The 20,092-nt window shown below is 59.5% G+C and carries 21 protein-coding genes; 11 read left to right on the top strand and 10 right to left on the bottom strand.

Annotated elements, in window-relative coordinates; genetic code table 11:
• Positions 1-33 precede the first annotated feature (33 nt).
• The 5 genes from ACA044_RS00365 to ACA044_RS00345 are packed head-to-tail and all read left to right on the top strand — an operon-like array spanning position 34 to position 3,942.
• Positions 34-774 (top strand): SURF1 family protein, encoded by a 741-nt coding sequence (locus ACA044_RS00365; RefSeq protein ID WP_497444669.1) that lies wholly within the window; start codon positions 34-36, stop codon positions 772-774.
• Complete coding sequence (locus ACA044_RS00360; protein ID WP_497444668.1) at positions 740-1,333, top strand: PA_0111/PP_0108 family redox-active disulfide protein; 594 nt, start codon at positions 740-742, stop codon at positions 1,331-1,333. Before ACA044_RS00365 ends, ACA044_RS00360 begins: the two co-directional genes overlap by 35 nt.
• 10 nt (positions 1,334-1,343) lie before the next feature.
• A complete protein-coding gene (locus tag ACA044_RS00355) occupies positions 1,344-2,423 on the top strand; it encodes a COX15/CtaA family protein (RefSeq protein WP_497444667.1) in 1,080 nt (359 codons plus the stop codon).
• Positions 2,411-3,310 (top strand): heme o synthase, encoded by a 900-nt coding sequence (gene cyoE, locus ACA044_RS00350; protein WP_497444666.1) that lies wholly within the window; start codon positions 2,411-2,413, stop codon positions 3,308-3,310. Before ACA044_RS00355 ends, cyoE begins: the two co-directional genes overlap by 13 nt.
• Positions 3,307-3,942 carry an SCO family protein gene (locus ACA044_RS00345; RefSeq protein ID WP_497444665.1) on the top strand — a complete coding sequence of 212 codons (636 nt, stop codon included), beginning with the start codon at positions 3,307-3,309 and terminating at the stop codon, positions 3,940-3,942. The genes cyoE and ACA044_RS00345 overlap by 4 nt, the downstream gene beginning before the upstream one ends.
• Before the next feature lie 171 nt (positions 3,943-4,113).
• Here ACA044_RS00345 and ACA044_RS00340 read toward each other — a convergent pair whose 3' ends face one another.
• The 3 genes from ACA044_RS00340 to ACA044_RS00330 are packed head-to-tail and all read right to left on the bottom strand — an operon-like array spanning position 4,114 to position 6,626.
• Positions 4,114-4,887: a MetQ/NlpA family ABC transporter substrate-binding protein gene (locus ACA044_RS00340; protein ID WP_038980334.1), complete on the bottom strand. Its 774-nt coding sequence runs from the start codon at positions 4,885-4,887 to the stop codon at positions 4,114-4,116.
• Between the two features lie 57 nt (positions 4,888-4,944).
• Positions 4,945-5,619: a methionine ABC transporter permease gene (locus tag ACA044_RS00335; protein ID WP_497444664.1), complete on the bottom strand. Its 675-nt coding sequence runs from the start codon at positions 5,617-5,619 to the stop codon at positions 4,945-4,947.
• Positions 5,619-6,626, bottom strand: coding sequence for a methionine ABC transporter ATP-binding protein (locus ACA044_RS00330; RefSeq protein ID WP_497444663.1), 1,008 nt, complete (start codon positions 6,624-6,626; stop codon positions 5,619-5,621). Before ACA044_RS00330 ends, ACA044_RS00335 begins: the two co-directional genes overlap by 1 nt.
• Before the next feature lie 260 nt (positions 6,627-6,886).
• Between ACA044_RS00330 and katE the strand changes: the two genes are divergently transcribed.
• Positions 6,887-9,028, top strand: a complete 2,142-nt coding sequence (gene katE / locus ACA044_RS00325; RefSeq protein WP_497447337.1) for a catalase HPII — start codon at positions 6,887-6,889, stop codon at positions 9,026-9,028.
• A gap of 81 nt (positions 9,029-9,109) precedes the next feature.
• On the opposite strand, the gene ACA044_RS00320 is transcribed toward katE, so the two are convergent.
• From ACA044_RS00320 to zur, 4 genes are read right to left on the bottom strand one after another with little or no spacing between them, the layout of a single operon-like run.
• On the bottom strand, positions 9,110-9,826 hold the full coding sequence (locus ACA044_RS00320; RefSeq protein ID WP_497444662.1) for a PA5502 family lipoprotein: 717 nt from the start codon (positions 9,824-9,826) through the stop codon (positions 9,110-9,112).
• Between the two features lie 37 nt (positions 9,827-9,863).
• A complete protein-coding gene (gene znuB / locus ACA044_RS00315; protein WP_497444661.1) occupies positions 9,864-10,652 on the bottom strand; it encodes a zinc ABC transporter permease subunit ZnuB in 789 nt (262 codons plus the stop codon).
• On the bottom strand, positions 10,645-11,430 hold the full coding sequence (gene znuC / locus ACA044_RS00310; protein WP_497444660.1) for a zinc ABC transporter ATP-binding protein ZnuC: 786 nt from the start codon (positions 11,428-11,430) through the stop codon (positions 10,645-10,647). The genes znuB and znuC overlap by 8 nt, the downstream gene beginning before the upstream one ends.
• Positions 11,430-11,912: a zinc uptake transcriptional repressor Zur gene (gene zur / locus ACA044_RS00305; RefSeq protein WP_497444659.1), complete on the bottom strand. Its 483-nt coding sequence runs from the start codon at positions 11,910-11,912 to the stop codon at positions 11,430-11,432. Before zur ends, znuC begins: the two co-directional genes overlap by 1 nt.
• Positions 11,913-11,978: 66 nt before the next feature.
• Between zur and ACA044_RS00300 the strand changes: the two genes are divergently transcribed.
• Complete coding sequence (locus tag ACA044_RS00300) at positions 11,979-12,899, top strand: zinc ABC transporter substrate-binding protein (RefSeq protein ID WP_497444658.1); 921 nt, start codon at positions 11,979-11,981, stop codon at positions 12,897-12,899.
• 128 nt (positions 12,900-13,027) lie between these two features.
• Here ACA044_RS00300 and ACA044_RS00295 read toward each other — a convergent pair whose 3' ends face one another.
• The gene (locus tag ACA044_RS00295; protein WP_497444657.1) at positions 13,028-13,978 is read right to left on the bottom strand and encodes a homoserine kinase; all 951 of its coding nucleotides are present in this window, start codon (positions 13,976-13,978) and stop codon (positions 13,028-13,030) included.
• A gap of 59 nt (positions 13,979-14,037) precedes the next feature.
• A complete protein-coding gene (locus tag ACA044_RS00290) occupies positions 14,038-14,325 on the bottom strand; it encodes a DUF2782 domain-containing protein (protein ID WP_008076254.1) in 288 nt (95 codons plus the stop codon).
• A 74-nt stretch (positions 14,326-14,399) separates the two neighbouring features.
• Here ACA044_RS00290 and polA point away from each other — a divergent pair, with 74 nt between their 5' ends.
• Positions 14,400-17,168 carry a DNA polymerase I gene (gene polA / locus ACA044_RS00285; RefSeq protein ID WP_497444656.1) on the top strand — a complete coding sequence of 923 codons (2,769 nt, stop codon included), beginning with the start codon at positions 14,400-14,402 and terminating at the stop codon, positions 17,166-17,168.
• Positions 17,169-17,457: 289 nt separating this feature from the next.
• Here polA and yihA read toward each other — a convergent pair whose 3' ends face one another.
• Positions 17,458-18,099: a ribosome biogenesis GTP-binding protein YihA/YsxC gene (gene yihA / locus ACA044_RS00280; RefSeq protein ID WP_223489586.1), complete on the bottom strand. Its 642-nt coding sequence runs from the start codon at positions 18,097-18,099 to the stop codon at positions 17,458-17,460.
• 191 nt (positions 18,100-18,290) lie between these two features.
• On the opposite strand from yihA, the gene ACA044_RS00275 reads away from it, so the two are divergent.
• The 3 genes from ACA044_RS00275 (at position 18,291) to ACA044_RS00265 (ending at position 20,079) form a co-directional block, all read left to right on the top strand.
• A complete protein-coding gene (locus ACA044_RS00275) occupies positions 18,291-18,581 on the top strand; it encodes a c-type cytochrome (protein WP_003196231.1) in 291 nt (96 codons plus the stop codon).
• Positions 18,582-18,627: 46 nt separating this feature from the next.
• Positions 18,628-19,239 carry a c-type cytochrome gene (locus tag ACA044_RS00270; RefSeq protein ID WP_497444655.1) on the top strand — a complete coding sequence of 204 codons (612 nt, stop codon included), beginning with the start codon at positions 18,628-18,630 and terminating at the stop codon, positions 19,237-19,239.
• A gap of 198 nt (positions 19,240-19,437) precedes the next feature.
• Positions 19,438-20,079: a thiol:disulfide interchange protein DsbA/DsbL gene (locus ACA044_RS00265; protein WP_497444654.1), complete on the top strand. Its 642-nt coding sequence runs from the start codon at positions 19,438-19,440 to the stop codon at positions 20,077-20,079.
• Positions 20,080-20,092: the final 13 nt, after the last annotated feature.

The following is a 20,092-nucleotide window of genomic DNA, read 5'->3' as shown; positions in this document are numbered from 1 at the left end:
AGCTATCGCAACTACCGACTTTCTGGCGACGCCATGAAACACTTCCGGCCGGGTCTCGTGCCGACGCTAGTGGTCGCGGTGCTGCTGCCTTTGCTGGTGTCACTCGGGTTCTGGCAGTTGAGCCGGGGCGCGGAGAAAAGCGCGCTGCTGCAAAGCTACGCCGAGCGCCGGGCGGCCGAACCGATGGCCAGCACCGAACTGCAACACACCGAAGATCCGGCCTTCCGTCGGGTTCGCCTGCACGGCCAGTTCGATGCCGAACACAGCCTGCTTCTGGATAACCGTCAGCGCAACGGCAAGGTCGGGGTCGAGCTGTTGCAACCGTTTCAGGATCAGGCAACCGGGCTCTGGCTGCTGGTCAATCGCGGCTGGCTGCCGTGGCCGGATCGGCGCACACCGCCGTCATTCACCACACCAACTCAGGCATTGAGCCTCGACGCCTGGGTCTATGTATCCCCCGGCGCAACGTTCCAGTTGCACGCCGACCCAAGCGCCACGACCTGGCCACAACTGATCACCGCCGTTGAACCGGCCAGGCTCTGGACAGCACTTGAGCGTGACGGTTTCGCCTACGAATTACGCGCGCAAAGCGGCCCCGCGACTTACCAGGCCGATTGGCCGGTGGTGGCCATGGGGCCGGAAAAACACCTGGCTTATGCCGTGCAGTGGTTCGCCCTGTCGATTGCCCTGCTCGGCCTTTACCTCTATCTCGGCTGGCACAACGCAAAGGAGAAAAATAATGGGAGCGGCCATGAGTCCACCCGGCATGTCTGAGGCGAAAGCGCCGGTAAATCGGCGGCGCGGGCGCTTGCAGTTGTTGCTGATCGTGTTGGGAGTGGTGGGTCCGATGATCCTCGCCACCGGCATGTACAAATTGCAGTTCTGGGTGCCGGAGGGCCGCATTTACCACGGCGAACTGATCGGCAACGGCCAGACCCGCGCCGACATCGGCGTACAGGCGCAAGAAGAGCGCTGGCAATTGCTGGTGACAGCGCCCAAGGACTGTTCGGTGGACTGCCAGCAGCTGGTGTATCTGGCGCGGCAGATCCAGATCGGCCTCGGTCGCGATGCCGCCCGCGCCAGCCATGCGCTGGCAGTCGCGCAGCCGCTGAACAGCGATTACGAGACTAAGCTTCAACGTGAGTACCCGCAGTTGCAACGCTATTCACTGGACTTGCCGACCTACACCCAAGGCGCGCAAAGCAATGACACGCCGCACCTGTGGATCATCGACCCTCACGGCAATCTGGTGCTGCGCTACGACCCGACGGTCAAGGGCAAGGACCTGCTCAACGACCTGCGCCACCTGCTGAAACTGTCGAACATCGGATAAGGGCATCGTCATGGCCAAACCTGGATTTCGCCTCGCGCTGTTTGCCACCTTACTGGCACTGATTGTGGTGATGCTCGGCGCTTACACGCGCCTGACCCACGCCGGCCTCGGCTGCCCGGACTGGCCCGGCTGCTACGGTTTTATCAGCGTGCCGAAAAGCGAAACCCAACTGGCCCATGCCGAATTGCATTTTCCAGACGCCCCGGTGGAAGCCCACAAGGGCTGGAACGAGATGGTTCACCGCTACTTCGCCGGCACGCTGGGGCTGCTGATCGCGGTGCTGGCGGGCCGCGCCTGGGTCCATCGTCATCACCCGGGGCAGCCGGTGAAGTTGCCGCTTTTCCTGTTGGCGGTGGTGATTGCCCAAGCGGCGTTCGGCATGTGGACGGTGACACTCAAGCTTTGGCCGCAAGTGGTCACCGGGCATTTGCTCGGCGGTTTTGCGACCTTGAGTCTGCTGTTCCTGCTGACCTTGCGCCTGTCCGGCGTATTGCCGGCGCTGACCGTACCTCGGCGTTTGCAATACTGGGCGACCGCCGGCTTGCTGCTGGTCATCGGGCAGATCGCCCTCGGCGGTTGGGTCAGTTCCAATTACGCGGCGGTGGCCTGCATCGATTTTCCGACCTGCCACGGGCAATGGCTGCCACCGGCTGATTTCGCCAACGGCTTTCACCTGACGCAACATATCGGCCCCAATTACCTGGGCGGGCAACTGGACAGCGATGCCCGCACCGCGATTCACCTGACTCACCGCATCGGCGCGTTGCTGGTCACCCTCGTTTTGTTCGGTCTGGCCTGGCAACTGAAGGTCGTCGGCATGACGCGCCTGGCCGCCATGGTGCTGATCGCCCTGGCCGCACAAATCACCCTGGGCATCAGCAACGTGGTGTTTCACTTGCCACTGCCGGTGGCCGTCGCCCACAACGCCGGTGGCGCAGCGCTGCTACTGACGATGGTGCTGGTCAATTATCACGCGCGAACCAGTCTGGTTCGGGTCAAGCATCAGCCCCCAGTGCGCTGGCGTCTCAGCCTGCGTAAACACTCGGCCGGGCCCATAACAATAAAAGGAGAAATGCCATGGCGACCCTGATCGGCGAACGTCACAGTCAGGCAATCTGGCGGGATTACCTGGAGCTGACCAAGCCGAAAGTGGTGGTGCTGATGCTCATCACCTCGCTGGTCGGCATGTTTCTCGCGACCCGCGCCGGGGTGCCGTGGACGGTGCTGGTGTTCGGCAATCTGGGGATCGCCTTGTGTGCCGGCGGTGCGGCGGCGGTCAACCATGTGGTGGACCGGCGCATCGACGCTGTCATGGCCCGGACCCACAAGCGGCCCTTGGCCGAAGGTCGGGTATCTCCGAGCGCTGCGCTGACTTTCGCTCTGGTGCTGGCGCTGCTCGGCCAGGCCTTGCTGCTGGCCTTCACCAACCCGTTGACGGCATGGCTGACCCTCGCGTCGTTACTCGGTTATGCCGTGGTCTACACCGGTTTCCTGAAACGTGCGACGCCGCAAAACATCGTCATCGGCGGCCTCGCCGGTGCGGCCCCGCCGCTGCTCGGCTGGACCGCCGCCACCGGTCATGTCAGTGCCGAACCGTTGCTGCTGGTGCTGATCATCTTCGCCTGGACCCCGCCGCACTTCTGGGCGCTGGCGATTCACCGCAAGGAGGAATACGCCAAGGCTGACATTCCGATGCTGCCGGTGACCCATGGCGAGCACTACACCAAAGTCCACATCCTGCTTTATACCTTTGCCTTGCTGGCCGTCAGCCTGATGCCCTACGTGATCCACATGAGCGGCGTGCTCTACCTGGCTTGTGCGCTGGGACTTGGCGCGAGGTTTCTGCAATGGGCCGTCGTGCTGTACCGTGGCACTCGGCCGCATGCGGCGATCAACACGTTCAAGTACTCTATTTACTACTTGTTCCTGCTGTTTATCGCGCTGCTCGTAGACCACTACTTACTGTTGATCCTATGACTCGAACCCAGAAAACCGTCTTCATTCTCGTCGCCTTGATCGCGCTGATCCTGGGCCTGACCATCAATAAAGTACTGACCGGAAAAAACCAGGGTGACCCGACGGCACTGATCGATGCGGGGATCATCCTGTTGCCCCAAAGCCGTAACCTGCCGGACGTGAAGATGACCGATCAGGACGGTAAGCCGGTGGCGGTCAGCGAGCTGAAAGGCAAGTGGAGTTTGCTGTTCTTCGGCTACACCTTCTGCCCGGACATCTGCCCGACCACCCTCGCCCAACTGCGGCAGATCAAGAGCGAACTGCCGGCGGACGCGGTGGACAAGTTGCAAATCGTTTTGGTCAGCGTCGACCCGAATCGCGACACGCCCAAGCAACTCAAGCAGTACCTGGGCTACTTCGATCCGCAATTCATCGGGCTGACTGCGTCCTCGGTCGAAGACCTTCAGAAGCTGGCCAATGCGGTGAGCATTCCGTTTATTCCGGCGGACACCAGCAAGCCTAATTACACCGTCGACCACAGCGGCAACCTTGCGGTGATCGGGCCGGACGGGACTCAGCGCGGGTTCATTCGTGCACCGTTGAACAACCAGAAGTTGGTGGCGCAGTTGCCAGTGATGCTCAACCGCAAATAAACACCGCATAACCCCTGTGGGAGCGAGCCTGCTCGCGAAGAGGCCATCACATTCAACATCACCGTTGACTGATAGACCGCTTTCGCGAGCAGGCTCGCTCCCACAGGGACGGTGTTTCGGGCACAAAAAAGGGGACGCACTTGGCGCCCCATTTTTCGTTAAAGCTTCAGATCAGAACGCCGGCAATACCGCGCCTTTGTACTTCTCGAGAATGAAGGCTTTCACTTCCGGGCTGTGCAGGGCAGCAACCAGTTTCTGCATCGCGGCGCTGTTCTTGTCGTCCGGACGGGCAACGAGGATGTTCACATACGGCGAGTCGCTGCCTTCGATGACCAGCGCGTCCTTGGACGGATCGAGCTTGGCTTCCAGCGCGTAGTTGGTGTTGATCAGCGCCAGGTCGACCTGAGTCAGCACGCGCGGGATGGTCGCGGCTTCCAGTTCACGGAATTTCAGGTCCTTGGTGTTCTCGGTGATGTCCTTGACGGTCGACAGGATGTTGTTCGAATCCTTCAACTTGATCAGGCCAGCCTTCGCCAGCAGCAACAGCGCGCGGCCGCCGTTGGTAGCGTCGTTCGGGATCACCACATTGGCGCCGCCTGGCAGCTCGGTCAGCGCTTTGTACTTGCTGGAGTAAGCGCCCAGCGGCTCCAGGTGCACACCGGCAACGCTTACAAGATTGGTGCCCTTGGCCTTGTTGAACTCATCCAGGTACGGCTGGTGCTGGAAGAAGTTGGCGTCCAGACGCTTCTCGGCCACCTGCACGTTCGGCTGGATGTAGTCGGTGAAGACTTTGACCTTCAGGTCCACGCCTTCTTTGGCCAGGGCCGGTTTAACGAACTCGAGGATTTCCGCGTGAGGCACCGGAGTGGCCGCCACCGTCAGGGTGTCGGCAGCGTGTGCGGAAAAGGCTGCAACGGCAGCGAACGCGACGAGTAGTTTTTTCATTCAGCTAACTCCTTGTGAGGCGCCTGGGCGCCTGCCAGCGAATGGCCGGCTCATGACTTATTTACGTGAGAAGTGTACGACCAGCTTATCGCCGATTGTTTGCAGAATTTGAACCAGCACGATCAGCATCACGACGGTGACAACCATCACGTCGTCCTGAAACCGCTGATACCCGTAGCGAATAGCAAGGTCGCCCAAGCCCCCTGCGCCTACCACACCGGCCATGGCCGTATAGCCTACCAACGCAATGGCGGTCACTGTGATCGCCGCGATGATCCCAGGACGGGCTTCGGGCAACAGGGCTTTCATGATGATCTGCCGGGTCGTTGCGCCCATGGCCTGCGTTGCCTCGATGATGCCGCGGTCCACTTCACGCAAGGCGGTTTCAACCAGCCGGGCAAAGAAGGTCGAAGCGCCGACCACCAGCGGTGGAATAGCACCAGCCACACCTAGGGAAGTGCCCGTGATGAGGATAGTGGTTGGAATCATCACGATCAGCAGGATGATAAACGGCAGTGAACGTATCGCGTTAACCACGAACGACAGTATCGAATAGACGTTTTTTTGTTCAAGCAATTGTCGTGGACTACACAGGAACAGCAGGATGCCCAACGGCAGACCCAAGAGCACGGTGAAAAACAGAGAAGAGCTGAGCATGACCATGGTGTCGCTGGTGGCAACCCAGATATCAGCCCAGTCAACGTTGTCGAAATAATGCAACAAACTGTCCATCAGCGCAGCACCTCCATGTGAACGTCAGCCGCAGTGAAGTGCGCAAACGCCGCTTCCATGTCGCCACCGGTGATCGCCAGGGTCAGTTGCCCGTAGGGAATGTCTTTGATGCGATCAATACGACCGGCCAGGATGCTGTAGTCCACACCCGTCTCCCGGGCGACGGTGCCCAGCAACGGCGCGTAGGTCGCTTCGCCCTGGAAGGTCAGACGCACGATGCGGCCCGGTACGTGAGCGAAGTCGTCGCGCTGTTCGCTTTCGTCGATCTGCTCGTCTTCCTGCACAAAGCGCTTGGTGGTCGGGTGCTTGGGATGCAGGAACACCTCGGCCACCGAACCTTGCTCGACGATCTCGCCGGCATCCATCACCGCCACTTGATCGCAGACCCGACGGATCACGTCCATTTCGTGGGTGATCAGGACGATGGTCAGCTTCAGCTCGCGGTTGATCTCGGCCAGCAGTTGCAGGACCGACGCCGTGGTCTGCGGGTCCAGGGCACTGGTGGCTTCGTCGCACAGGAGGATTTTCGGCTTGGTTGCCAGGGCACGGGCGATGCCGACACGCTGCTTCTGACCGCCAGACAGTTGCGCCGGGTACTTTTTCGCATGGTCGGACAGGCCGACCCGCGCCAGCAACTGCGCCACACGCTGGTCGATTTCGCTGCGCGACAGTTCACCGGCGAGGGTCAGCGGCAGCGCGACGTTGTCGGCCACGGTCTTGGACGCCAGCAGGTTGAAGTGCTGGAAAATCATCCCGACCTGCTGACGGAAACGACGCAGGCTATTTGCATCCAGCGCCGTGACTTCCTCGCCATCGACGATGATCTTGCCGCCACTGGAATTTTCCAGACGATTGATCAGACGCAGCAGGGTACTTTTTCCCGCACCGGAATGGCCGATCAGGCCGAAGACCTGACCATTCTCAATCGTCAGACTGGTCGGATGCAGGGCGGGAATATCCTTACCGGCGACGCGGTAAGTTTTGTGGACGTTTTGAAACTCGATCACGTAGCGAACCTTGTGGGGCGCGTTAGAAAAGGATCAGCGGTTAGCCGGGCGCGCATTTTAGCCTGTCCGTATAGAGGTTATTAGCATTTATTCCGCATTCAACCTTCCATTTGGCAATAACGCGATCAAAGGTCATAAAAAAGGAACGGCTAAAAACCTCATCAGTCACTAATTAGGCAACTCGAAAACGCCCCGGTGCCGTGTCTGGGGTATTGCTCAAGAGTCCTGGCTACGGCGGGAATCGCAACGAGGAGTTACGTCTGATGAGAACTAAAAAGCCGGCCGCCACCAAAAGCGCACTGGCCGGGACCGATACCCTGGACCGCAGCAACACCAATCCCAAGCTCGACAGTCTGGAAAAATTTCGCTCCGATGCCACCGAACAAGCCCTGCGCACCAACCAGGGTGTGAAGATCGCGGACAATCAGAACACCTTAAAGGCCGGCGCCCGCGGGCCGTCGTTGCTGGAAGACTTCATCATGCGTGAAAAGATCACGCATTTTGACCATGAACGCATTCCCGAGCGCATCGTCCATGCCCGCGGCACCGGCGCCCATGGTTACTTCCAGGCCTACGAAACCCATGCCGTACTGACCAAGGCCGGGTTCCTACAAGATCCACATCAAAAGACTCCGGTGTTTGTGCGCTTTTCCACAGTGCAAGGCCCGCGCGGGTCCGGCGATACCGTGCGGGACGTACGAGGTTTCGCGGTGAAGTTTTTCACCGACGAAGGCAACTTCGACCTGGTGGGCAACAACATGCCGGTGTTCTTCATTCAGGATGCGATCAAGTTTCCTGACTTCGTACATGCTGTAAAACCCGAGCCCCACAACGAAATTCCTACCGGTGGTTCGGCCCACGATACATTCTGGGACTTTGTCTCTCTGGTGCCGGAATCCGCGCACATGGTGATCTGGACCATGTCTGACCGGGCGATCCCCAAAAGCCTGCGCACCATGCAGGGCTTCGGTGTGCACACGTTTCGCATGATCAATGCCGAAGGCAAAGCGCGCTTCGTCAAATTCCACTGGCGCCCCGCCGCCGGCACCTGTTCGCTGGTATGGGATGAGGCCCAGAAGCTCGCTGGTAAAGACACCGACTTCCACCGTCGTGATCTCTGGGAGTCCATCGAGAGGGGGGATTACCCGGAATGGGAATTGGGCGTACAGGTTATCGAGGAGGAAAACGAACATGCCTTCGATTTTGACCTTCTCGATCCGACCAAACTGATCCCTGAAGAAGTGGTGCCGATCACTCCGCTAGGCAAGATGGTACTCAACCGCAACCCGGACAACTTCTTCGCCGAAACCGAGCAGGTCGCCTTCTGCCCCGGGCATATCGTGACGGGGATCGATTTCTCCAATGACCCGTTGCTGCAAGGTCGGTTGTTTTCCTACACCGATACGCAGATCAGCCGACTGGGTGGGCCGAACTTTCACGAGATCCCGATCAACCGCCCGGTGGCACCGTTCCATAACGGTCAACGAGATGCGCAGCACCGCACCACCATCGACAAGGGTCGCGCTTCCTACGAGCCGAACTCCATTGACAGCGGCTGGCCGAAGGAAACGCCACCGGCAGCGCAGGACGGCGGCTTCGAGACTTATCCGGAGCGCATCGACGCTGCGAAAATCCGTCAGCGCAGCGAGTCGTTCAGCGACCACTTCTCTCAAGCGCGGCTGTTCTTCCACAGCATGAGCAAGCACGAGCAGGAACACATCATTGCCGCTTACAGCTTTGAGTTGGGCAAGGTCGAACGCGAATTTATTCGTGTGCGGCAGGTGAATGAGATACTGGCCAATATCGATCTGGAACTGGCCAAACGCGTAGCGCAGAACCTGGGCTTGCCGGTACCGAAGGCCGGAACGGTCGAGGTGCGTAAAACTTCACTGGACCACTCCCCCGCCCTGAGCCAGGCCAACCTGCTGTCGGGAGACATCAAAACCCGAAAAGTGGCCATTCTGGCGGCCAATGGTGTCGATGGCGCGGCGATTAATGCGATGAAGAAGGCACTGATGGCCGAAGGCGCGCACGCCAAACTGCTCGGCCCAACCTCGGCCCCCGTGACAACCGCCGATGGCAAAGCGCTGCCGGTGGATGCATCGATGGAAGGCCTGCCTTCTGTAGCGTTCGACGCAGTGTTCGTGCCGGGTGGCGCCACGTCGATCAAGGCGCTGAGTACCGATGGTGTAGCGCTGCATTACGTGCTGGAGGCGTACAAGCATTTGAAGGCAATCGCGTTGCATGGCGAAGCGAAGCAGTTGCTGGATGTGTTGAAGCTGGAGGCTGATGAGGGGCTAATCGTGGGTACGGATGCCAAGCTGTTCAAGGCGTTTTTTGCCGCGATCGGTCAGCATCGGGTGTGGGATAGGGAGCCAAAGGCCAAGGCGATTCCGGCTTAAGATTTTTTTCGTCAGGAAGGGCGCCTTCGCGGGCAAGCCTCGCTCCTACAGGTGTAGGAGCGAGGCTTGCCCGCGAAGCTTTTAAGGCTTGCGCGGACTCAAAACCACCTGCGCCGGAATGTTGCGCAGAATCTGCTTCTCCAGCTTCAGGTCAAACCCCGAATCCAGCTTCTTCACCCGTTTGGCCAGCAGCGTGGCCAACCATGGGTAATCCTGGGTACGGGGAGCCTGAATGCTCACGTCGCACTGATAATTCACCACATCGGCGGCGATGGCATCCAGTTGACGACGAAGCTTGCTCATATCGGTGAGGTTAAGCGCAATCGTGGTGCTTTCGGCACTAGGATCAATCACTTTCGCCTGCGGCTTGGCTTCGGCAGCCATGAGCGCAGCTTCGGCTTTATCCAGCTCAGCTTTGCGGGCATTTACAATAGCGTTGTTGACCCCACCAGTCAGCGCCGGGGCCTTGGGCATCAACACCCGAGCACGGCTCAGCGCCGTGGCTGCGGCATTAACATCCCCTTTTTGCAACACGATCTGGCTACGCAGCAAATAAGCTTCGGCCAATTGCCGCTGGTATTGCTCAAGGGATTGATCGTTGGGCGACTCGGCCTGCAAGGCTGCCAATTGTCCCTCGGCGGTAGCCAGTTCGCTGCTGGCCAGGCTTTGTTCCAGTTGTGCGATAGCCGTGGCCCGAGCATCGGGGGCCTTGGTGGCCGCCGGTGGCGTGCTTTGGCAAGCGCCCAGTAGCAGCGAAAATGCGACAAGGAGCAGATAACGGGAGGCGAACGGCTTCATTCCTGCGACTCTCTATTTGCGCAAAAAACGAGCAAGTCTACACCCCTCGACGGGGCAGAACAAAACTCAGCAGAAACAGCGCGGCGGCCGTCACCACAATCGACGGGCCGGCCGGGGTGTCCTTGAACCAGGACAACGCCAGCCCGCCACACACCGCGAGCATGCCCAGCAGGCTCGCGCCCAGTGCCATCTGCTCCGGCGAGCGGGCGTGACGCTGTGCCGCAGCCGCCGGAATAATCAGTAACGAAGTAATCAGCAATACGCCGACGATTTTCATCGCCACCGCGATCACCACAGCAATCAGCAACATCAGTGCCAGGCGCAGCGCTGCCACCGGCAAACCTTCCACCCTGGCCAGCTCTTCGTGCACCGTGATCGCGAGCAAGGGTCGCCACAGCGTGACAAGCAATGCCAGCACCGCCGCGCTACCGCCGAGGATCCAGGCCAGATCGGTCGGGCTGATCGCCAGCAGGTCGCCGAACAGATAGGCCATCAGATCGATCCGCACTTCATGCATGAAGCTTAGTACCACCAGGCCCAGAGAGAGCGTACTCGGTGCGAGAATTCCCAACAGCGTGTCAGACGCCAGTGGCTGCCGTTGTTGCAACGTCACCAGCAATACCGCCAGCAGCAGGCAGCCTACGGTAACAGCCACGGTCGGGCTGACATCCAGCAGAAAACCCAAGGCCACGCCGAGCAATGCAGCGTGAGACAGGGTGTCGCCAAAATAAGCCATGCGCCGCCAGACCACGAACGAACCCAGCGGGCCCGCGACCAGCGCCAGGGCCAAACCTGCAAGCAGGGCGAAGAGCAGAAAATCAGCCATGCTTGCAGCTATCTCCATGAACGTGGGTAGGGGCCGACGGGGTCGCGCTGACCACCGAGCCATGCAGGTCGTGGGCGTGGTCGTGATGGTGGTGATAAATCGCCAGGCTTTGTGCGTTCTTTCCGAACAACTCGACGAACGCTGGATCGCCGCTGACCTGCTCGGGATGCCCGGAGCAGCAGACGTGGCGATTCAGGCACACCACCTGGTCAGTGGTGCTCATCACCAGATGCAAATCGTGAGAGACCATCAACACGCCGCAACCATGACGGTCGCGCAAGCGTGTAATCAGGCTGTAAAGCTCGGCTTGACCGGCCACGTCGACGCCTTGCACCGGCTCATCAAGCACCAGCAGTTCCGGCTCGCGTAATAATGCCCGAGCCAGCAGCACCCGTTGCATTTCACCACCGGAAACACTTTGCACCGGGCTGTCGATGACCTGTTCGGCGCCGACTTCCTTGAGGGCGGCCAAGGCCCGAGCGCGGTCCACGCCAGGGACCAGACGCAAGAAGCGCAGTACCGAAAGCGGCAGGGTTGGGTCGACATGGAGTTTTTGCGGCATGTAACCGACCCGCAGTTTCGGCTTGCGCCAGACACTGCCGCTGTCCGGTTTCAACAGGCCAAGCACCGCACGCACCAACGTGGTTTTGCCGGCGCCATTGGGGCCGATCAGGGTGACGATCTGCCCCGGCTCGACGCTCAGCTCGATATTGTCCAGCACGTTTTGCCCGGCAAAAGTGACGGCCACCTGTTCGAGGCGAATCAGCGCGTTGCTCATCAAGCCCCCTGGCAACCCGAACAGAGACCGACCACTTCAACGGTCTGCCCCTCGACGACAAATCCGACATCCTTGGCGCTGCCGATGATCGCGTCGCTGATGGATTTCTGTTCGAGTTCAATGGCAGCATGGCATTTGCGACAGATCAGAAACTGGCCTTGGTGGGCGTGTTCCGGGTGATTGCAGCCGACGAAGGCGTTCAGCGAGGAGATGCGGTGCACCAGGCCGTTTTCCAAGAGGAAATCCAGCGCGCGGTACACGGTCGGTGGCGCGGCGCGACGGCCGTCCTGCTCGCTGAGCACCGCCAGAATGTCGTAGGCACCCAACGGTTTGTGGCTTTGCCATACCAACTCCAGCACCCGCCGGCGCAACGCGGTCAGGCGCAGCCCCTGACGTGCGCACAAGGCATCGGCCTCAGACAATGCGCTATGGACGCAATGAGAGTGGTCGTGGGGACGGCTGGCAATCGGTGTTTTAGGCATGAGCGGCGACGAGTGTTGTGAGAGACGTTATTATGTTACCCGTTCTCGCCTCTTTGAGTGGTCATCGTGTCCCGACTTTTTTCCATCTTTGTCGCATTTGTCGCCAGTTTTCTGCTGATCGGCTCAGCTCAAGCCGAAGTCAAAGTCCTCACCAGCATCAAGCCCTTGCAGCTGATCGCCGCGGCGGTGCAGGACGGCGTAGCCGTTCCGGAAGTCCTGCTGCCGCCCGGTGCTTCGCCCCATAACTACGCCTTGCGCCCTTCCGACGTACGGAAAGTGCAATCGGTGGATCTGGTGTACTGGATCGGCCCGGACATGGAAGGTTTCCTGCCTCGTGTACTGAAAGGTCGTACGCTGCCCAGCGTCGCGGTGCAGGATTTGCCTGGTCTGAAACTGCGACATTTCGCCGAAGATAACCATTCCCACGCCGAAGAAGCCGACGAGCATGACCACGATCACCGCCCCGGCAGCCTGGATGCGCATTTGTGGTTGTCACCGATCAACGCCCGAGTAATCGCCAGCAAAATGGCCGGCGACCTGAGTGCTGCCGATCCGGCCAACGCGGCGCGCTACCAGAGCAATCTCAAAGCGTTCGATGAGCGTCTGGATGCTTTGGACCTGCGCCTGAAGGCTCGCCTGGCAGGCATCGCGGGCAAGCCTTACTTCGTGTTCCATGAAGCCTTCGACTACTTCGAAGACGCCTACGGTCTCAAGCACGCCGGCGTGTTCAGTGTCGCCGCCGAAGTGCAACCTGGTGCCCAGCACGTCGCGGCGATGCGTACGCGGTTGCAGGAAGTCGGCAAGACCTGCGTGTTCAGCGAACCGCCGCTGCGCCCGCGCCTGGCCGAAACCCTGGTGGCCGGGCTGCCGGTGAAACTGGCGGAGCTGGATGCACTGGGCGGGTACACGCCAGCGACCGCTCAGGGGTATGAGCAGGTGCTGGAAAAGCTGGGGAATGATTTGGCGGGGTGTCTGGAGTCGTTGTAAGCGCCCCATAGAACCTGTGGCGAGGGGTTTGCCTCCGTCGGGCTGCGAAGCAGCCCCAAATGGGCCCGCTCAATGAATTGCAGGGGAGCGCTTCGCGCTCCAACGGGGGCAAGCCCCCTCGCCACAATTTAAAGGGCAAACGGCAACGGCGTGCTGACCTTCTGCCGTTGCGTCAGCCGCAACTGAAATTCCATCGGGTCGTGAATCAACACGTCCTGCCCGGCGAAAGACTCCGCGGCGATCAACCGCGACAACCAGAAACGCACACATGCGACGCGCAACATGGTCGGCCACAGCTCGGCTTCGGCAGCGGTGAACGGGCGCAGCGCGGCATAAGCACCCAGCAATGCCCGCGCCCGAGCGCCATCAATCTGCCCTTGCTCATCCGAACACCAGTCGTTCAAGGCAATCGCCACGTCATAGAGCATCGGCCCCGAACAGGCGTTGTAGAAGTCGATCAACCCGGTCAGGTGCGTGCCTTCGAACATCGCGTTATCGCGGAACAGGTCCGCGTGGATGTTGGCCCGCGGCAGCGCCAGAATTTTCGTCTTCTGCTGCGTGATTTCGTCCAGAGCCCGTTGCAACAAATCGCTTTGCTCGGCATTCAGGTGCGAAAGCAATTGCGAGCCCTCTTCCAGCATCCAGTCCAGGCCACGATCGGTTTTGCGTTTGATCATGTTGGCCTGGGTCGCCAGGTGCAGATGAGCCAGCAGCTCGCCAACCTGAGCGCAATGCTGCGCATTGGCGTCCTTGATGTGCTTGCCCGCCAGACGTGGCTGCAGCAGCGCAGGCTTGCCGGCCAGTTCGCGCAAGGCGACGCCATCGGTAGTGCGCAGGGCATAAGGCACCGGCAGGTCGGCGTCGTGCAGCACGTCGAGCAGGTCGATGAAGAACGGCATCTCTTGCACCGGACCGCGCTCGACCAGGGTCAGGACAAACTCGCCCTGCTCCAGGCTGATAAAGAAATTGGTATTTTCGCTACCGGCGGCGATCCCCTGGAAATCAAGCAGGCGGCCAAGCCCGTAAGGGGCGAGAAAGGTTTCCAGCTCGGGCCGAGCCAGGGGGGTGAACACAGACATGGTTAAAACTGCCAGTACGGGCGCCGCGACTGCCAGCGCCGATTTAAGTTAGGAGCGGCTTACCACTCGAATATTTTCCACGACGGAATCAACATATCCGGCTGATCCGAGCGAATGAAGTTACCGTCCGAGCCATCAGCGCGCACCAGGAAATACGGCTTGCCGACCTTTGGGGTAACCTTGATGGCATACAAAAAACCATTTTGCCGATATTCCTGAATGGTTTTGTCACCTTCCGTGCGGATTGTTACATCCGGGTCTGCCGAGGGCGCGTCGTCCGCCGCCATGACAGCCAATGGAGTGATTGCAAACAAGCCAGCCAGCAACAAGCGATTTAGTGTGCGCATGATAACCTTGTCCCTTTGTCGTCAACGGTCCCGCTATTCTAGCGCCGGACCCGCCGAAAAGGTTGATCCTGCTCATGAGCCAAGCCCCCCTCGTCCTGGTGGACGGTTCTTCTTATCTATATCGCGCCTTTCACGCGCTGCCACCGCTGACCACGTCCAAAGGCCTGCCGACCGGTGCGGTCAAAGGCGTATTGAACATGCTCAAGAGTCTGCGCAAGCAGTACCCGGACAGCCCGTTCGCCGTGGTGTTCGACGCCAAGGGCGGGACGTTCCGCGACGCGATGTTCGCCGAATACAAGGCCAATCGCCCAAGCATGCCCGACGACATGCGGGTTCAGATCGAGCCGTTGCACGCCAGCGTCAAGGCCTTGGGCTTTCCATTGCTGTGCGTGGACAACGTCGAAGCGGACGATGTGATCGGCACCCTGGCCCGCAGCAGCGCGGCCGCCGACCGCCCGGTGGTGATCTCCACCGGCGACAAAGACATGGCGCAACTGGTCGACGGGCACATTACCTTGGTCAATACGATGACCGGTAGCGCGCTGGACGTGGAAGGCGTGAAAGAGAAATTTGGCGTCGCTCCCGAGCAGATCATCGATTACCTGGCGCTGATGGGCGATTCGTCCGACAACATCCCGGGCGTTCCGGGTATCGGCCCGAAGACCGCTTCCGGCCTGCTGGTCGGCGTGAACGGCGGTCTGACCGAACTCTATGCGCAGCTCGACATCGTCCCGACCTTGCCGATTCGCGGCGCCAAGACCCTGCCGGCCAAGCTCGAAGAACATAAGGAAATGGCTTTTCTTTCTTATCGCTTGGCGACCATCAAGATTGACGTACCGCTGGACATCGGTCTCGACGATCTGCAAATGGGCCCACCGGATCACGAAAAGCTCGGCGAGCTATATTCCCTGCTGGAATTCAAGAGCTGGTTCGAAGAGAACCAGCGCGACGCCAAGCGCTCGGGCCAGGACATTGTTGAGGTCGTCCAGGAGCAGCCGGGCGCCGCCGAAGCGAAGTACGAAACCATCCTCGACCAGAAGCGCTTCGAGGCCTGGCTGGACAAGCTCGACAAGGCGCCGCTGATCGCCTTCGTCACCGAAACCAACGGCAGCGATGCCCAACATTCGCAACTGGTAGGTCTGTCGTTTTCCGTCGCGGCCAACGAAGCGGCCTACATTCCGCTGACCCATTCCTACATGGGCGTGCCAGAGCAATTGGATCGCGATACCGTGCTGCTGGCGCTGAAGCCACTGCTGGAAAACCCGAATAAACTGAAAGTCGGCCAACACGCCAAGTTTGAAACCAATATCCTCGCCAACTGCGCCATCGGTGGCGATCAGAGCAACGGGATTATTGTTCAGGGTATTGCCTACGACACCATGCTCGAGTCTTACGTCCTGGACTCGACGGCCACCCGCCACGACATGGACAGCCTGGCGCTCAAGTACCTGGGCCAAAGCAAGAGCGACATTCAAGGGATCGCGGGCAAAGGCGTCAAACAGCTGAGCTTCGACCAGATCTCTCTGGAGCTGGCGGGCCCCTATGCCGCTGAAGACGCCGACGTCACCTTCAAACTGCATCTGGCCTTGCAGGAAAAACTGGCAGCGACACCAAGCCTGGGCAAAGTGCTCAACGAGATTGAAATGCCACTGATGCCGGTTCTGGCCCGTATCGAGCGCCAGGGCGCACTCGTGGACGCCAACCTGCTGGGCATCCAGAGCGTCGAGCTGGGCGAGAAACTGGTCACCCTTGAGCGTGAAGCCTTTGCCATTGCCGGTGAAGAGTTCAACCTCGGCTCGCCGAAGCAACTGGGCGTGATCCTCTACGAAAAGCTCGGCTTGCCCGTACTCAGCAAAACCGCCAAGGGTCAGGCCTCGACAGCCGAAGCAGTGTTGGCCGAGCTGGCCGAACAGGACTACCCGCTGCCCAAGGTGCTGATGCAATACCGCTCGCTGAGCAAGCTCAAAAGCACCTACACCGACCGTTTGCCAGAGCAGATCAACGCTCGCACCGGGCGCATTCATACGTCTTACCAGCAAGCCGTCGCCGCCACCGGGCGCTTGTCGTCGATCGACCCGAACCTGCAGAACATTCCGATTCGCACTGCCGAAGGTCGTCGGATTCGTCAGGCGTTCGTCGCTCCGAAAGGCTACAAGCTGCTGGCCGCGGACTACTCGCAAATCGAACTGCGGATCATGGCGCATCTGGCCAAGGACGAAGGCTTGCTGCACGCCTTCCGCAACAACCTCGATGTACACCGCGCCACGGCCGCAGAGGTGTTTGGTGTCGAGCTGGACGCCGTCACTAACGATCAGCGTCGTAGCGCGAAAGCCATCAACTTCGGCCTGATCTATGGCATGAGCGCGTTTGGCCTGGCCAAGCAGATCGGCGTTGACCGCAAACAGTCCCAGGCCTACATCGACCGCTACTTCGCCCGTTATCCCGGCGTGCTGGAATACATGGAGCGCACCCGCGCCCAAGCCGCCGAGCAAGGTTTCGTCGAAACCATCTTCGGTCGTCGCCTGTACTTGCCGGAAATCAATGCGAAGAACCAGGCCCTGCGCAAAGCTGCCGAGCGCACGGCGATCAACGCCCCGATGCAAGGCACCGCGGCGGACATCATCAAGAAAGCCATGGTGGCGGTGGACAACTGGCTGACATCGTCAGGCCTGGACGCCAAAGTCATCCTGCAAGTGCATGATGAATTGGTGCTAGAGGTGCGTGAGGATCTGGTCGACCAGGTGCGTGAGGATATTCGCGTGCATATGAGCAACGCCGCACAGCTGGATGTGCCGCTTCTGGTCGAAGTAGGCGCAGGCAACAACTGGGATGAGGCTCACTGAGCCGTTGTGCTGCGGCACAGTGGCGCAGCACAAAAATGACGAAGGGCTATAGAGCGGAAAATGACGACGATTATTTCCATTAGTTTTTGAAAATAGTCTGAACTAAATCCGTGAACCGCCACTCAGAGATACTGAATGGCTGGTGAAGCCCTTCGATGCTCCTATGTTGTGTTAAGTGTTGGCAGATATCTGGACCCCGCCCTAGCGGTCCGGAACTTGAACCCCGGAACTTCTCCCTCCCCATATGAAGTCCGGGGTTTTTTTTGCCTGGTTTTTTACCTGTAAAGCTTTACTCGGCAGTCTCGCTGCCCTTGTCCGCCAATTCCATCCAGCCCGCCAGTACAGTGTAGGCGTCTTCCAGGCCCATGCGCTTTGGCGCCGAAAACAGCTGGATAGTGATCGTATCGCCCCATCCCTTGCGAATTTCCGACTGAACCTTGAGCAGCGTGTTTTTTGCCGCGCCATAGGTCAGCTTGTCTGCCTTGGTCAGCAGAATGTGCATCGGCATGCCGCTGGCGACGGCCCAATCGAGCATCAGCAGGTCAAAGTCGGTCATTGGATGACGGATGTCCATCATCAGAATCAAACCTTTCAAACTCTCGCGACCGCCCAGATAGGCTTCCAGGTGACGCTGCCAGTGCATCTTCAACGGGATCGGCACTTTCGCGTAACCGTAACCCGGCAGGTCGACCAGACGGCGTTCATCGTCTAGCTTGAAGAAGTTCAACAGCTGCGTGCGACCCGGTGTTTTCGAGGTCCGCGCCAGGCTGGCGTGCGTCAGTGTATTCAAAGCGCTGGACTTGCCGGCGTTGGAACGCCCGGCGAAGGCCACTTCAAAGCCTTCATCATCAGGACATTGGTCGACTTTGGCGGCGCTGAGCATGAAGGTGGACTGTTGGCACAGGCCGAGGATGGGATTCTTGAGTTGCATGGGATTTCCGATGTGGGCGGCGCCGGGAATGGACGCGGCAAGCAGTGTCGTTTCCGTTTCAGTGACGCCAGTATATAATGCCGCAGATTTTGTGTGCGCTTTGTCCCAGCGTAGGATGAAGTTCACGAGAGCGATTTACCTTGATTGCGCACTAGAACGCAGCACGCTCTCAACCCTGAAAAGGTCGTTTTATGACGAAATGGCTGCTAGCTGCCGGTGTCTTGATGCCGCTTTACAGCGCTCAGGCTACACAGGATCCGGAAGCTGTGTACAACCGTGTTTGTGGTGCCTGTCATTCTGGCCAACTACCCATGGCGCCCCGCAAGGGCGATCAGGAAGCTTGGACGCCGAGGTTGGCGAAAGGTATGGAGACGCTGGTGCAACACGTGACCCAGGGTTTCAAGGCGATGCCGCCGCGTGGTTTGTGCATGGACTGCAGTGCCGAGGATTACCGAGCCATCATCCAGTGGATGAGCGAGTAAACCCGGTCCATAACTCTTTAACCCTTAGCCGTAGTTGGATTAGCTGATGAACAAATTGATCGTGAGTCTGCTGTTGACCGTGGGGATCTCCGGCATTGCCCATGCTGCAGGTGATGCGACTGCTGGTCAGGCGAAAGCCGCAGTATGTGGCGCCTGTCATGGCCCGGATGGCAATAGCATGGCGCCTAACTTTCCGAAACTGGCAGGTCAGGGCGAGCGTTATCTGAACAAGCAGCTGCACGACATCAAGTCCGGCAAACGCCAGGTACTGGAAATGACCGGCCTGCTGACCAACCTGAGCGATCAGGACCTGGCTGATATCTCCGCCTACTTCGCCAGCCAGAAAGGCAGCGTTGGCGCCGCCGACCCGAAAGTCGTGACTCGCGGTGAAGCATTGTTCCGTGGCGGCGACCTGGCCAAGGGTCTGCCGGCCTGTACCGGCTGCCACTCGCCTAACGGCACCGGCAACGCCGCTGCCGGCTTCCCGCACCTGGGCGGCCAGCATGCTCAGTACGTCGGCAAGCAACTGACCGACTTCAGAAAAGAAGAAGGTGGCCGGACCAACGACGGCGATACCAAACCGATGCAGAGCATTGCTAAAAAGCTGAGCGACGAAGATATCGCCGCAGTCTCCAGCTATATTCAAGGCTTGCACTAAGGCCTGCGATCGAGCGTTGCGAGCGGTGTACATCTCTTGCAACGTTAACACTCGATTAATCCGTCGATGCAAACATAAAAAGGGTGGCTTTGGCTGCCCTTTTTTGTGGCCGCTGCCGTTACACTACAGAACTCAAGCCCGCCGGAATCTGTCTGAAAACAGGTCGCGCGAGGCGACCCAATTGTCCAGGAGTAAAGCATGCGTAATCTGATCATCAGCGCCGCACTCGTCGCTGCCAGCCTGTTCGGCATGACTGCCCAAGCCGCCGAAAAACCTGAAGCGCCCTATGTCGAGCTGAGCAATCCGGTCCCGGTGGCCGTGCCTGGCAAGATCGAAGTCGTGGAGCTGTTCTGGTACGGCTGCCCGCACTGCTATGCCTTCGAACCCGTTGTTAACCCATGGGTTGAAAAACTGCCTTCCGACGTGAACTTCGTGCGCATTCCGGCCATGTTTGGCGGCCCTTGGGACGCACACGGCCAGATGTTCCTGACCCTCGAAGCCATGGGTGTCGAGAACAAGGTTCACGCGGCAGTTTTCGAAGCGATCCAGAAAGAACACAAAAAACTGACCGACAAAGAAGACATGGCCGACTTCCTGGCGACCCAAGGTGTAGACAAGGACAAGTTCCTGGCCACCTTCGACTCCTTCGCCATCAAGGGCCAGATCAACAAAGCCAAAGAACTTGCAAAGAAATATGAAATCTCCGGCGTGCCTACCATGGTCGTCAACGGCAAGTATCGCTTTGACATCGGCTCTGCCGGCGGTGCCGAACAAGCGCTGAAACTGGCTGACCAACTGGTCGCCAAAGAGCGAGCGGCAACCAAGGCCGTCGCCAACTAAGCGCGGCACCTGC

This window comes from Pseudomonas sp. LBUM1673 (assembly GCF_059695645.1).
Note: the sequence above shows the minus strand (reverse complement) of the source record. Positions and strands in the feature narration are given on the sequence as shown.

What these genes read in the sequence shown, in the direction of transcription:
- ACA044_RS00265 (WP_497444654.1), top strand. Translation starts at nt 19,438, where the DNA reads ATGCGTAATCTGATCATCAGCGCCGCACTCGTCGCTGCCAGCCTGTTC.
- zur (WP_497444659.1), bottom strand. Translation starts at nt 11,912, where the DNA reads ATGCCTAAAACACCGATTGCCAGCCGTCCCCACGACCACTCTCATTGC.
- cyoE (WP_497444666.1), top strand. Translation starts at nt 2,411, where the DNA reads ATGGCGACCCTGATCGGCGAACGTCACAGTCAGGCAATCTGGCGGGAT.
- ACA044_RS00340 (WP_038980334.1), bottom strand. Translation starts at nt 4,887, where the DNA reads ATGAAAAAACTACTCGTCGCGTTCGCTGCCGTTGCAGCCTTTTCCGCA.
- ACA044_RS00355 (WP_497444667.1), top strand. Translation starts at nt 1,344, where the DNA reads ATGGCCAAACCTGGATTTCGCCTCGCGCTGTTTGCCACCTTACTGGCA.
- yihA (WP_223489586.1), bottom strand. Translation starts at nt 18,099, where the DNA reads ATGCAACTCAAGAATCCCATCCTCGGCCTGTGCCAACAGTCCACCTTC.
- ACA044_RS00275 (WP_003196231.1), top strand. Translation starts at nt 18,291, where the DNA reads ATGACGAAATGGCTGCTAGCTGCCGGTGTCTTGATGCCGCTTTACAGC.
- ACA044_RS00335 (WP_497444664.1), bottom strand. Translation starts at nt 5,619, where the DNA reads ATGGACAGTTTGTTGCATTATTTCGACAACGTTGACTGGGCTGATATC.
- znuB (WP_497444661.1), bottom strand. Translation starts at nt 10,652, where the DNA reads ATGGCTGATTTTCTGCTCTTCGCCCTGCTTGCAGGTTTGGCCCTGGCG.
- ACA044_RS00290 (WP_008076254.1), bottom strand. Translation starts at nt 14,325, where the DNA reads ATGCGCACACTAAATCGCTTGTTGCTGGCTGGCTTGTTTGCAATCACT.
- ACA044_RS00320 (WP_497444662.1), bottom strand. Translation starts at nt 9,826, where the DNA reads ATGAAGCCGTTCGCCTCCCGTTATCTGCTCCTTGTCGCATTTTCGCTG.
- ACA044_RS00270 (WP_497444655.1), top strand. Translation starts at nt 18,628, where the DNA reads ATGAACAAATTGATCGTGAGTCTGCTGTTGACCGTGGGGATCTCCGGC.
- znuC (WP_497444660.1), bottom strand. Translation starts at nt 11,430, where the DNA reads ATGAGCAACGCGCTGATTCGCCTCGAACAGGTGGCCGTCACTTTTGCC.
- ACA044_RS00360 (WP_497444668.1), top strand. Translation starts at nt 740, where the DNA reads ATGGGAGCGGCCATGAGTCCACCCGGCATGTCTGAGGCGAAAGCGCCG.
- ACA044_RS00365 (WP_497444669.1), top strand. Translation starts at nt 34, where the DNA reads ATGAAACACTTCCGGCCGGGTCTCGTGCCGACGCTAGTGGTCGCGGTG.
- polA (WP_497444656.1), top strand. Translation starts at nt 14,400, where the DNA reads ATGAGCCAAGCCCCCCTCGTCCTGGTGGACGGTTCTTCTTATCTATAT.
- ACA044_RS00345 (WP_497444665.1), top strand. Translation starts at nt 3,307, where the DNA reads ATGACTCGAACCCAGAAAACCGTCTTCATTCTCGTCGCCTTGATCGCG.
- ACA044_RS00295 (WP_497444657.1), bottom strand. Translation starts at nt 13,978, where the DNA reads ATGTCTGTGTTCACCCCCCTGGCTCGGCCCGAGCTGGAAACCTTTCTC.